10 protein-coding genes are annotated in these 12,861 nt (G+C 62.6%); 5 read left to right on the top strand and 5 right to left on the bottom strand.

Annotated elements, in window-relative coordinates:
- Nucleotides 1–48 precede the first annotated feature (48 nt).
- The 5 genes from RHA1_RS40295 (at nt 49) to RHA1_RS40275 (ending at nt 5,188) form a co-directional block, all read left to right on the top strand.
- The gene (locus RHA1_RS40295; RefSeq protein ID WP_011599767.1) at nt 49–996 is read left to right on the top strand and encodes an ABC transporter permease; all 948 of its coding nucleotides are present in this window, start codon (nt 49–51) and stop codon (nt 994–996) included.
- Nucleotides 997–1,061: 65 nt separating this feature from the next.
- Nucleotides 1,062–1,931: an ABC transporter permease gene (locus tag RHA1_RS40290; protein WP_237727079.1), complete on the top strand. Its 870-nt coding sequence runs from the start codon at nt 1,062–1,064 to the stop codon at nt 1,929–1,931.
- Nucleotides 1,928–3,049 (top strand): ABC transporter ATP-binding protein, encoded by a 1,122-nt coding sequence (locus tag RHA1_RS40285; RefSeq protein ID WP_011599765.1) that lies wholly within the window; start codon nt 1,928–1,930, stop codon nt 3,047–3,049. The genes RHA1_RS40290 and RHA1_RS40285 overlap by 4 nt, the downstream gene beginning before the upstream one ends.
- On the top strand, nt 3,050–4,054 hold the full coding sequence (locus tag RHA1_RS40280) for an ABC transporter ATP-binding protein (RefSeq protein ID WP_011599764.1): 1,005 nt from the start codon (nt 3,050–3,052) through the stop codon (nt 4,052–4,054).
- A gap of 75 nt (nt 4,055–4,129) precedes the next feature.
- The gene (locus RHA1_RS40275) at nt 4,130–5,188 is read left to right on the top strand and encodes a hypothetical protein (protein WP_011599763.1); all 1,059 of its coding nucleotides are present in this window, start codon (nt 4,130–4,132) and stop codon (nt 5,186–5,188) included.
- Nucleotides 5,189–5,353: 165 nt separating this feature from the next.
- On the opposite strand, the gene RHA1_RS40270 is transcribed toward RHA1_RS40275, so the two are convergent.
- The 5 genes from RHA1_RS40270 to RHA1_RS40245 form a co-directional block, all read right to left on the bottom strand.
- On the bottom strand, nt 5,354–6,169 hold the full coding sequence (locus RHA1_RS40270; RefSeq protein ID WP_041813295.1) for a MaoC/PaaZ C-terminal domain-containing protein: 816 nt from the start codon (nt 6,167–6,169) through the stop codon (nt 5,354–5,356).
- Between the two features lie 1,491 nt (nt 6,170–7,660).
- Nucleotides 7,661–9,352: a 3-ketosteroid-delta-1-dehydrogenase gene (locus RHA1_RS40260; RefSeq protein WP_011599760.1), complete on the bottom strand. Its 1,692-nt coding sequence runs from the start codon at nt 9,350–9,352 to the stop codon at nt 7,661–7,663.
- Nucleotides 9,349–11,340: a flavin-containing monooxygenase gene (locus RHA1_RS40255; RefSeq protein ID WP_011599759.1), complete on the bottom strand. Its 1,992-nt coding sequence runs from the start codon at nt 11,338–11,340 to the stop codon at nt 9,349–9,351. The genes RHA1_RS40260 and RHA1_RS40255 overlap by 4 nt, the downstream gene beginning before the upstream one ends.
- Nucleotides 11,337–12,221 (bottom strand): SDR family NAD(P)-dependent oxidoreductase, encoded by an 885-nt coding sequence (locus RHA1_RS40250; protein WP_011599758.1) that lies wholly within the window; start codon nt 12,219–12,221, stop codon nt 11,337–11,339. The genes RHA1_RS40255 and RHA1_RS40250 overlap by 4 nt, the downstream gene beginning before the upstream one ends.
- Nucleotides 12,221–12,802 (bottom strand): SDR family NAD(P)-dependent oxidoreductase, encoded by a 582-nt coding sequence (locus tag RHA1_RS40245; protein WP_081437587.1) that lies wholly within the window; start codon nt 12,800–12,802, stop codon nt 12,221–12,223. The genes RHA1_RS40250 and RHA1_RS40245 overlap by 1 nt, the downstream gene beginning before the upstream one ends.
- Nucleotides 12,803–12,861: the final 59 nt, after the last annotated feature.

Raw genomic sequence — 12,861 nt, 5'->3', positions numbered from 1 at the left:
TTTACGAGCTTGTGTCGGCATCGCGCATCAGCACAGGTGGGCTGATCTTTGACCAGACGAATATTCGCTGCCTATCTCGCCAAACTGCTCGCAGTGCTGGTTCTGGTCAGCATCCTGACCTTCTTCCTTCTGGAGATGATCCCCGGCGACCCTCTCGCGACACTGCTTCCGGAGGGTGCCACTCCCGAAATGAGGGCAGCGGCCGCCGAACGGTTCGGTCTCGACGGTCCTCTGATCGAGCGCTATCTGGAGTGGCTGGGGGGCGTATTGCAGGGTGATCTCGGTCGATCGATGCAGTCCCAGGTTCCGGTTGCCGATGCCATCTTGGAGCGACTCCCGGTGACGCTGGAGTTGGCCGGGCTGTCGATTCTGGTCGCGTTGCTCATTGCCCTGCCGGTCGGCGTGTATTCCGGTTACCGGCCTGGCGGCGTTGCGGATCGGATCACGACGTTCCTCTGCTCCGTAACACTGTCGATTCCCAGCTTCCTGTTGGGCGTTCTGCTTGTCTTCGTCTTCGCGGTGACATTGCACGCACTGCCTGTCACTGGATGGACGCCACTGTCCGCAGGACTCGGCACGCACCTACGCAGCCTGATCCTTCCGGTAGCCACTCTCGCCGCAATCGAGGCTGTCGCCTTCGTTCGACTGCTCCGCAACGACATGGTGGCGACACTTCAGCAGGACTTCGTGCTGTCGGCCCGTGCCCGAGGCGTTCCGACGGGTCGAATTCTCTTCGTCCATGCCCTGCGGCCGTCCGCCTTCTCACTTCTCACCGTTCTCGGTGTAGCTATGGGGCGGCTGATCGGCGGAACGGTGATCATCGAGTCGCTGTTCGCTCTTCCCGGACTGGGATCGCTCGTGCTCAACGCGATCAATTCCCGGGACTACGTGCTCGTGCAAGGCATCGTCCTGTTGGTCGCAGTCGGATACGTGCTGATCAACGCGCTCGTCGACTTGGCGTACCCGCTGCTCGACCCGAGAGTGAGATCGTCATGAGCACACCCATCGAGACACCGACTCGACACCCACGCGGCGACGGTGGAACTCGTGGTACTGAATCCATGCCATCAGCCGTCCCGTCCGACGCGACACCCACGGCAACGTCCAGTCGGCGACGTAAGCGCCGCAACGTCGGGGCACTCCTCGGTGCGATCTGGTTGATCGGGATCGTACTTGCCGCAGTACTCGCCTCGGTTCTTCCGATTTCGCCGCCGGACGCGATCACCGATCAGTACTCGCTCCCCCCGTTCGAGCATGCCTCTCACATCCTCGGCACCGATCAGCTCGGGCGGGATCAGTTGAGCCGTGTAATCCACGGTGCCCAGATCTCGCTGGCGGTCGCAATCGGCGCTACTCTTCTCGCCCTGGTCGTTGGAACGGCGCTCGGCCTGGTCGCCGGCTACTTCCGCGGCGGCGTCGATCTGACATTCGACCTCGGAACCAACACTGTCCTTGCGTTTCCCCCGCTGATTCTGTTGATCGCGTTGGTTGCCGTCATGGAACCCAGTATCGGCACGCTGGCGTTCGGGCTCGGTCTGGTCGGAGTTCCGACATTCGCACGCATTGCACGGGCTAGCACCATCGCGTTCGCCAACAGGGAATTCGTCATCGCCTCGAAATCTTTGGGATCGAGCACCTTCCGCATCTTGTTTCGAGAAATACTCCCCAACGTCCTGCTTCCTGTGTTCTCGTTCGCAATTGTCGTGGCCGCGTCGCTGGTTGTGGCCGAGGGTTCGCTCAGCTTCCTCGGTCTCGGAGTCCCTCCACCCGCACCGAGCTGGGGCGGAATGATCGCGGCGGGACGGGAGAGCCTGTACGAGGATCCCTCGCTAGTGCTCGTGCCGGGATTGTTCTTCCTCCTCACGGTGCTCGCGCTCAACCTGACCGGCGACTGGGCTCGTGACCGAATCGGACGGGAGTCGTCACTGTGAGATCTCTGGGAAGGAAGGGTTCGTCGGCGGTTCAGACACCAGTGGAGCCGACAGTATCCGCACTCTCGATCTGCGACCTCAAGGTGTGGTTCGACACACCCCGCGGAATGGTTCGTGCGGTCGACGGTATCGATCTCGACGTCGCGGCCGGCAAGACACTCGGCATCGTCGGCGAATCCGGATCGGGTAAGTCGGTGCTCTCACGAGCGGTGATGAATATTCTTCCGCCCAACAGTTCGGTCCGCCCAGGCTCACGAATTCAGATCGAGGGACGCGACATTTCAACGCTCGATCCCGCCGAAGCGCGCGCCCTGTGGGGGTCGCGGATCGCAATGGTGTTCCAAGATCCGATGACGTCCCTGACCCCTGTCCTCACGATCGGCGCGCAACTCACCGAGACCCTTCGACAGCACCTGAAGCTCAGCAAGGCCGAAGCGTTGACCCGAGCAGAGGAACTGCTCACCTGGGTCGGTATTCCGGAGCCACGCAAACGCCTCGCTCAGTACCCGCACAATCTGTCGGGCGGCATGCGTCAACGAGTCGTCATCGCGTTGGCGCTGGCCTGTTCGCCGCGGCTGCTCATCGCCGACGAGCCGACCACCGCGCTCGACGTGACGGTTCAGCACCAAATCTTGACGCTGCTCGCTCGGCTGCAACGCGAGAACGAGATGGCGATGATCCTCATTACGCACGATCTCGGCGTCGTTGCCGGCAGGACCGACGAGATTGCGGTGATGTACGCCGGCCGGGTAGTCGAAGTGGCACCGACCAGGGACCTGATTCGTGCTACGCGCCACCCCTACACCCGTGCCCTGCTCCGGTCGATCCCTCGAATCGCCGCCCCGAGCCACACAAGACTCGAAGCGATTCCAGGGCGCCCTCCTACGGTAATCGATCCCCCGCCCGGGTGCGCGTTCGCACCTCGATGCCCGCATGCCAGACCACGGTGCCTGGCCGAGACGCCGCGACTGGTCGACGCCCAGAGCGCCGGTGTGGGGCACCGCCTCGCATGCTTCTATCCCGTCGGAACCCCCGAAGGCAACACAGCTCATACAACTAACGCGGCGGATGGCATGTCGGCAGCTGGACTTCCTGTGGACTCGAGGAGTGTGGTCTGAATGGCAGGAACTGGAACTGCACACCTGCGCGAGCACGACGCACCGGATGTGGTGCTGAGCGTCAGGAACCTCGTGGTCGAATACGACACCGGGAGTTCAGGCAGAGTTCACGCCGTTTCCGGGGTGAGCCTGGACATCCTGCGGGGCGAGACACTCGGTCTTGTCGGCGAATCCGGGTGCGGCAAATCGACTCTCGCCAAGGCGGTCATGCAGCTACCCTCACCCACCTCGGGTGAAGTGTTGTTCATGGGTGACGACCTCACGTCGCTGTCGCCGCGTGCGCTGAGATCTGCCCGGCGGCCGGTGCAGATGATCTTCCAGGACCCGATCTCGTCCCTGAACCCGCTGCGGAAGGTCCGGCACATCGTCGCGGAGGGCCTCGAGGTCGCCGGCGGCCGCAGCAAGGCCGAGCGAGCCGCGATGGTCGACGAGATGATGGACATTGTCGGCCTCGATCCGGAAACTGCCGGAGACAGACGGCCGCACGAATTCTCCGGCGGTCAGTGCCAACGAATCTCGATCGCACGTGCAATGGTCGTCGAGCCCGAAGTGGTGATCTGCGACGAACCGGTCTCGGCTCTCGACGTGTCGGTTCAGGCCCAGATCCTGAATCTGCTCGAGGACATGAAGAACAGGTACGGGCTCACATTGCTCTTCATCGCACATGACCTCGCGGTGGTGAAGAACATCAGCGACCGTGTGGTTGTGATGTATCTCGGAAAGATCTGCGAGGTCGCCGATCCCGACCTGCTCTACGCGGAGCCTGCACATCCGTACACCGCCGCGATGCTCTCCGCAGCGCCCGAACCGGACCCTGATGTGAAGCCAAGTACCCTCACCCTCTCGGGTGACCTTCCTTCGCCGCATGATCCACCGTCGGGCTGCAGGTTCCGAACACGCTGCCCGCGAGCCACCTCATTGTGTGCCGAAACCGAACCAGAGATCCGTGAGGTTGGTCCACAGCACTACGTCGCCTGCCACTTTCCGCTGATCGAAGCTCCATAGTCGATGGGCACCGATCGCGTCACCCAACTGCTCTCTCGTCATCTCGATAGCCGAACACCAAGACAGGAAACACCTATGGCAAACTCATCGCGTCATCCAATGACCCCCCTCGTTCCACCAAAGTACGTCACCGACATCTACACCACGGAAGAGGAGAAGCTTCTCTTCGATGTAGTTCGCAATAACGGCCCCTGGCAGCTAACCGTCGCGCATCACTTCACATCGGCGGAGGAGTACATGGCCGTATCGGGCCCGAAAGACCTGGACCCGAGCGTCAAGCTGGAGCTGTCAGACCTCCTGACCCCGACATTCCGCGGGTACCTCGGCAACTACGGAGTGGCGTACGAGCAGGAGGCTCACGACATCTACTTCAGCCGTAAGCTGCTTGACATGATCAAGGGGATGCACGGTGCGCAATATGCAGTGCCGCACACCTTCCTGTTCAACCTTCGCCCACCCGCACACAGCTTCGACGCGGGCCACTTCGACGGGGCAAGCTGGCGCGGGATCAATCTGAACAACACACCGCTTTGGCTGATCAGCGTGATGGCGAAGTCCGGCTTGTTCGACCGGTGGTCAGTCAAGGCGGGCCAGGTCATTGCGTACTACTACGACTCCGCGATCGACGGGGGCTTCACCTATTGGCCCGACGGCCCTGACCTGCCACCCAGGCGGTTCGCGCCGCCGTTCTGGAACAGTGGCTTGCTCACCGACAACGAGAAGATGTACCACCGCGGCGAGGCGAACGGCCCACGTGATCGGCGCAAGGTTCGTGGTCTGCAATTGAACTCGCTGATCGCAGGCGAGGGCGATGACGAATGGGTGATTCGCAACGACGGCACCGAGATCGCCCGGTATCACAACGCCGACATGCGATTCCTCTTCCACTACAGCGCACACGTCTTCGACGACCGCGCCGACCTCACGCAGTATCTCGAGCACACCGATGACCTGACTATCGAGACAGCCCTGAACATGCTGATCGACGACATGCGTTCGCGGGGTGTTTCCTTCGAGGAACCCACCGATCCACTCGTGGATCGAACGTTCATCAGCATCGCCAATCAGGCGTATGCAATGGCTCCGGCCGAGTATCCGCAGGAGGCTCCCCTCGACAGGGTGGGCGCCGCGTAGCACGAAAAGCGGCGATAGCCGACGCGTCCACTGTGCGTCGGCTATCGCCGGATCGTTACTACCAGGTCCCTTACAATACGACTGTCCACTGCGTTCGCCACCGGATCGGTTTCTGCGAGCACGCATCGACGGCGCTCGCTCATACTCAGGAGCGTTGAAACCAACTCAACGCACGAAGGTCGCGAAACAGTCTGCTAGAACGTTTCTTTCAACAACTGACACAACGAACTTCGCAACAGAGCCGGCATCGGCGGCACTCGTCCGACACGTCGTAGCCAGTCGATCGCCCGGTTTGACCGGCGAGACGAACCGTGCCGAGAGCTCACGAAGCTCGTCGGGACGCCGGTCGCTCGCCGACGCCACCTCACGCGCCGCCACGCCGAGGGTGCACAGTCCGTGCAGAATCGGCCGATCGAATCCCGCCGCTCGCGCGGCAACCGGGTCGATGTGGATCGCATGACGGTCGCCAGTCAGTCGGTAGAGGGCCGCCTGGCTTGGATTCGTGTCGAACTCAGTCGTCACATCCATATCGGTCTCCGCAACAACCGGTGTCCTCCGAGGTTTGCGCTCCCCGCCGAATCCGCCTTTACCCGGCAAGATGATCGAGTAGATGGCCGAGAACTCCTCGCATTCCGCGAGAACATCGATCAGCGCGGACCGACCGGTATCCCACACTGCCGCAATGCTTCCGGAAATACTCAGCTGGCCCGCCGCCGGCAAAGGCGAACGCAGGCTCAAGTACTGTGCCCCGTGCAACGCCTCCGCCGGTACGAACGCGCCGGCCGCGGACGCGGCGTCGGCCGTCCAGAGTCCGAGCGGCAGCGCGAAGGTCGGCAATACCCGCAGACCTCGCTCGTAGGTGTAGTCGGTGTCCTCGGCTGCAGCGCCCACTGCAAGTGCATAGAGGATCGCGTCAGTCTCGTCGTAGGTGACAACGCGGGTTCCAAGTGACAGGCCCACAAGCTCCGACGGAGAGAGCACCGGAGCCGTGGAACCTCCTCCGGCCGCCTGGACAGACTCAGTGCGTGACATCGACCGTCTCCACCCCAGCGGGGAACGTGACGAACGCCAAATTCCGCCACCGGTCCATGGCGGGGGCGAGCAGGCGAACACAGCCGAGCTCTTTGATCTCAATCACTGCTGAAGGTCCTTCCGTCCACACACAGGTTTCACATCAAGGTTCGATATTTCAGAACATCACTTGCACTGCACCGTTCGGGACATCACAACGCGACGAGGCCCTCGGCGGACACTGGTAGGTCGTGCTGGACACGTCGATCGTGTCGTGCGGGCCACAGTGCGCGCGGCGGGAACCGCTCGAGTACGTTGTTCATTCGCAGGAAAATACCGCACCACGCGGGTTGTGACGTTTCGCCAGCGTGATCGCGCAACAGTCCGGACCGTGCCATATGGGTGCGTAGCGCTCCAGCGGAGCTCCGCGTCGATTCCTCGGAGCGGGTCCTCAGTCCCAGTGAGAGTCACCGTGCCTCCTGATCGGACGATCGCGACAAATCTCGTCCGTCGCGTTGACCAGCATTGCAATTCCAGCAGCCGCTGCGAAACGGGGTGTCCCGGAGGATGGGAGGGCATTTCGAACTTCTTGCGTGTGGGGCGCTATGAGAGAGCGAGCTGACGCACTGCTCGCCAGATGGGCCGCCGCACTGAAAGCAAGACCGGCGAGGGTGCCGTAGGCAGAGTATGCCAGGGAACTGGCCTGGATGCCGCCGAGGTTCGGCAAATGGTGAGGTCTGCTCATTGAAGAGGACGGAACGAAAGCGGTGTCCGACGACGGGTTTATACGGATGAACGTCCCACGCCACACCCCAGCGCAAGGCCGCAGGTCTATTCAGTTGAAGCGTTTGGATCCAGAAAGTGACTACTCATCGAGCGGAAGAGGTTTTCCTGCCGTGTCTTTGACCGACTTGTCCCCTGTCGCAGCTGTGTTGATTCCGTGGCTCGACGTCCCGGTGTTGCGCTCACGCGTCTTCTCGTCATGGACCGACGCTACGGGCGACAATGTTTGTGTTTTCTCGAGCGCGCACCCTTATACGTCCTGAAAAGTGCCACTCAGTGGGCACGCTATTGCTGGGTGCGTCGCAGTATGCGACCTTGTTGACTGGTTCGATGCTCGTCACCCTGAATCCTGTCCCGTCGGTCGCACGTGAATCGCGTTCGACCACCGTGAATTCCAAACGGGGTAGGTCCCCCGCCTCACCCAGGAGTAAACCTCGTGTCCGAGTCGATACCCACGCCCGCGGAAGAAGCAGCAGACGGTGCACGAATTATCAAGCCGGCCGCATTGATCACGGATGTATCGTAAATTACGGGGAAGTTCTCTGCCTGGGCAAGACGGCTGGGAAGCCCAGTGGCGCGGCGGACTCACTGCATCGGGTCGGTCGCCCGCGTGTTCCCGACCAAACGCACACGGGTGTGCGGGTGGTTCGACAATCGCGGGCTCGATCGACCGTCCGGTCAGCACGCTGCGGCATCCCGGGCTGCGATGTACCCGTACACCAGTCCCTGGCCGATGGTGGCACCCGCACCTGGATAGGTGGCACCGAAAGCATTGGCGGCCGTGTTACCGGTCGCGTACAGCCCTTCGATTACGGTGCCGTCCTCACGGAGCACCCGAGCCCGTTCGTCGGCGACGAGCCCACCGCACGTGCCCAGATCGCTGAGCACCATCCGCACGGCGTACAACGGACCATGCCGGAGCGGGCGCAGGTTGGGGTTCGGTGTGATCGATGGATCTCCATAATATCGGTCGTACGCGCTGGCACCGCGACTGAAAGCGTGGTCGACACCCATCTCGGCGGCGGAGTTGAACCCTCCTAACGCCGCAACGAACTCATCGACGGGCACACCGATCGCGCGCGCGAGATCCGCCGGACGGTCGGCTTGGAACGCGATGCCGTTGTCATACCAGGACTGAGGTAACGGCTGCCGCGGGAAGACTCCTGCTGCGAAGATGTAGCTGTTGCGATACTTCTGGTCGAAGATCATCCACATGTCCCCCACAGGGTCACCTACTCGCTCACGTTCGAGGACCCGCTGCCCAAACGACATGTAGTCGATGGCCTCGTTGATGAATCGGCGACCTGTCTTATCTACGATGAACGACCCAGGCAATGAGCGTTCGGCCAGCAGAACGGATGCCTGACCGCCCGGGAGCGCCGCGACGGCGGGGAACCACCACGCTTGATCCATCAGTCCTACAGCTGCGCCTACCTCCTGCCCCAGCTTGATCGCGTCACCGGTGTTCGCGTCGCAACCAAGACTTACCCCTTCAGCCAGGCTCTGAGACTGGAACTTTCGTCGCATCTCGGTGTCGTGGTCGAAGCCTCCGGCGGCCAGAATCACGCCGCGCCTGGCTACTACTTCGATCAGGATTCCCGCATTGTCTACCAGGGCACCGGTAACCCGTCCGTCCTCGACGGTGAGACTCAGCAGTCGACTGTTCGTCCAAATTGGGACACCGGCTCGGATCGCGCCGGCGAACAGCCCGGCCGCCAGCGCCTGCCCTCCGGCGACGTACTCGCGCCGCAGCGCAAGGCCACCGACTCCCTTCGCAAGCGCTTTGCCGGCGCGCCACAACGCTTTTCGCGGCACGCTTGTGATCAGGTTGAGCCACTTGTAGTCTGCGCCGGTCACCGGCATCGGCAGCCCCGCGGCCTCCAACAGACCGGGCCGCAACCGGGAGCGATGTGCACCGAGTTGGGCGACATCGAATGGCTTGCACTCACACGTACGTCCGACCGCCGAGCCACCGGGCACTTCCGGGTGGTAGTCCGAGTAGCCCTCCGCCCACATGAACCTCATCGGCGTCGTCCGCGACAGCATTTCGATGGTCGCCGATCCGTTGTCCAGGAAAGCTTCGCCCCGCTCCGCCGGCGCCGTATCACCGACGACCGAACGTACATAGGTCGAGGCAGTGGCACGGTCGTCGTCGGGTTGTTTCGCGGCTAGCAACGGGTTTCCAGGAACCCAGAAGGCACCACCCGAACGCGCGGTGGAGCCGCCGACGTAGGGGGACTTCTCCACCACGAGCGTGGAAAGGCCCTCCTCGGACGCAGTGAGCGCAGCGGCCAGACCCGTTCCGGAGCCTATTACGAGTAGGTCGACCTTATGCCGTCGAGGCAATGCGGAGATGTTCCGTGTGGTCATCGCGCGCTCGCTTCCCTGCGGCCCTCTGCCCGCCTGCCGATAAAGGTCAGGTCGTCGGGATTCGGTTCCCGCAGCATCGTCCAGTAGTCGACTAGGCGCCACGGGCAGGGCACGATCGCGCGCCCCGAACTGTTGCGGTAGTAGCCATTGACCTCCGCACCCGGATGAACCCAGACTGTGTCGTCGAGCGCCGCATCGACCTTGCGGTTGTACGTGTCAAGCACATCCTGCCGGACGTCCATCGCATCGTGTCCGTTCTCGAGCAGATATTGCAGGCACTCGACAATGTAGTGAACATGCTCTTCGCTCAGAATATTGTGCCCTGCCCCATGGTTCGGCGCCGAATTGGGTCCTGCGGTGATGAAGAGATTCGGGAATCCCGCCACCTGGACACCCAGGTACGCACGGGGGTCGTCCCCGCCGTTCCATACCTCGGACAGCGTTCTTCCGTCGCGGCCTTCAATTTCGATCGAGGTGGTGAACTGGAGCTTGAATCCGGTCGCAAGGATGATCACATCCGCCGGGATGAAGGCGCCCTCCGTCGTATAAACCCCTTCCGGCGTGACCTTCTCGAACGACGCGCGGTGCAATGACACGTGTTCGCGGTTGAGTGCCGCGAAGAACCCCGGATCCTTGACGATCCGCTTCGCGTACGGACGGAAGTCCGGGGTGAGTTTCGCGATCAGATCGGGCCGATCTGTGAAACTCGTCTGCAGGTACTCCTGCGCCGTGCGCAGGACCATGTCGTTGGCCGGCGACGCGGACAGGTGGGTGGCAGCCCATTCCTTGTCTATGCGGGGAAGCGGATATAGGTTGTCGGATGCAAACCAGTATGACCGTAGTCGAAACCATCTGTCGTAGAAAGGAAGATTGGCGAGCGCCCATTTCTCGCCCTCGGTCACATCACCGGATACGGCCTTCTCCGGAACCAGCCAGTGCGGGCTGCGAACGACGACATCGAGCGCTTCGACCTGGTCGACGATGTTCGCGACGACCTGGACCGACGTACACCCCGTTCCGAGCACGACCACTCGCTTGCCGCTGAGGTCGAGGTCGCTGTCCCACTCCGCGGTGTGCACCACACGCCCTGCGAATGAGTCCAGCCCGTCGACCTCGGGAATGTTGGCCGCGTTGAGCATTCCCATCGCGGTGATCACCGCACGGGCGCGGTGTCGGACGACCGAGCCCTCACCATCCTCGGTCACCACCTCCCAGCGATGCTCGTCGTCGAGCCATCTGGCCGACAGCACACGTGTACGGAACCTGATGTGCTCACGCAACCGGTACTTCTCGACCACGTCCAGCAGGTAGTTCTGATACTCGGGACCGGTCGGGTAGTACTTGGACCAGTTCGGGTTGAGCTCGAACGAGTACGAGTAGTAGTGGCTCGGGGTGTCCACGGCCGCACCGGGGTAGGTGTTGCGATACCAGGTACCGCCGACGTCTTCGCGTTCCTCGATGATGGTGTATCTGAACCCCGCTTCTCCCAGCTTGATGCCAGCGTTGATGCCGACGATCCCGGCACCGATCACGATCACGTCGAAATCGGCAGGCGGCGCGACTGTCACGGGGACGTGGCGACGATTTTTCGTGAACCCTGCCTGCTCCAGCAGGATGGGGGCGAACTCGGCGTCCACGCGTTGGCTTGTGCACACGGTGGCCATCCGGACGAACAGCTCGTCATCGGGTACCCCCAGCTCGGCCACGACGTCCGGAGTCAGGATCTCCCGGGCGCGGATCCGGATGTCCTCGGCGACATCTTCGGGATAGATTCCTGGCGGCGCGGTCGGCCGGATGCCGGTGCGGTAATGGTTGCCGGGTTCTTCGATCGTGAGGCGCGCACCGAACTCGTCGAGCAGTCCGGTGTCACCGGTCGCGTGAACCAGCGCCATGAGCAGCGGGGCCGGATCGCTCTCGGCGATCGCGTTGTACAGCTGAGCGTCTCGGTCCGAGGGGACGGCGAGGCCTGCAGCGATGGTCTCGGTCATGAGGCACCTTCCGGGAGTGGTACGCCCATCCGGGCGAGCATGTCACGTGGGTTCGGGGGTGGGCTGAGGGTGAGGAGTTGTTCACCTCGGCGAGTGGCAGCGGCTGTACACATCTCGTCGTCCGAGAGTATCCAGAAGTCTCCGCGAGCGATCTGTTCGACCATATACTCGGCCGCGACCAGCGGGTCGAGGCCCTTGTCGGCGTTGTCCCGCTGCATCGCGGCGAACACCGCGTTGGCGGTGGGGTTCTCGGTCGGCGCCTCGCGTTGCGCAGCCAGGAAGATGTCACTTCGGATCGAGTGCGGCACGACCACACTCACCTGTATCGGGGCGCCGACAATCGACAGGTCTTGATGCAGGCACTCGGTCATCGCCTGTACCGCGAACTTGCTGACAATGTAGGGAGATTGAACGGCGACCGGGTTGAGGCCACCGACCGAGGACAGGTTGGCAATGCATGATGGTGTGCCCACCTCGATCATGCGTGGCACGAATGACTTGATACAGAAGAACACACCGTCCACGTTGACCTGCATGAGTCGTCGCCACCGGTCGGTGTCGATCTGCCACTGCAGGCCGGCCGATTCGATGCCCGCGTTGTTGACCAGCAGCTCGACGCTGCCGTGCCGTTCGAAGATGTCTGCGGCCATCGCATGCACAGCTGCGGCGTCGCCGACGTCCAGGCCGTAGCCCTCGGCACGCCCGCCACGCTCCTCGATATCTACCGCGACGCTCCTTGCTCGATCCGCGTCGATATCGGCGACGACCACCAGCATGCCGAGGCTGGCGAGATGCCTGGCCAGTCCTTCACCGATACCGGCCGCAGCCCCGGTCACCACTGCGGTCCCGTGGGAGAACCGCTCTCGTGCAAAGGCAGTCATCACAGCACTTCCGGTTTAATGTTGGGGTTCGTCCACGCGGGCGGCTCACGCCGGGGCAATTCGGATCGTCCGTCGAGCGTCATTACGGGAGTCTCCGAGGCATAGGGGAAGTGCAGACTGAAGGCAAGCAGTCCGGTACGTTCCGCGGCCGGCAATGTCACCATCTCGAGCACGGTTTGGGCGAGGTACTCGACCGGTTCGGTTTCGTATCCCTCTGGTAGTAGTGCGGCAGCACCCGGCGTCATGATGGCCGTCGACGGGCCCACTGTGAGGTAGTGCTCGACAGTGCGATCGAAGGTTGTGGTGCTCATCGACTCGATCGGACTGTAGTCGGCGAAGCCCGCATTGTTGACCAGGATGTCGATACCATCGCCCGCATCGGCCACCTTGTCGATAAGGCTGTCACGCTGGTGGCGGTCCTCGAGGTCGGCGGGGATCGCGACGGCGCGGTCCCCGCAGCCCTCGATTGCGGTGACGGTTTCATCCAGCGTGCCCTCCAACACCCGCGCTTCCCCGTCTCTCACCGACGGGCTTGGGGTGGTCGAACGGAGGGCGGTTCTACCCGCCAAACTCTGTGTCATGACCACCTCTGTCATTTCGCTGTGCTCCGGTTCGCATGGGTACTTCATGGTCGGCGGTG

It is taken from the genome of Rhodococcus jostii RHA1, assembly GCF_000014565.1.
GTDB lineage: Bacteria > Actinomycetota > Actinomycetes > Mycobacteriales > Mycobacteriaceae > Rhodococcus_F > Rhodococcus_F jostii_A.
This window is presented reverse-complemented; position numbering and strand designations above follow the sequence as displayed.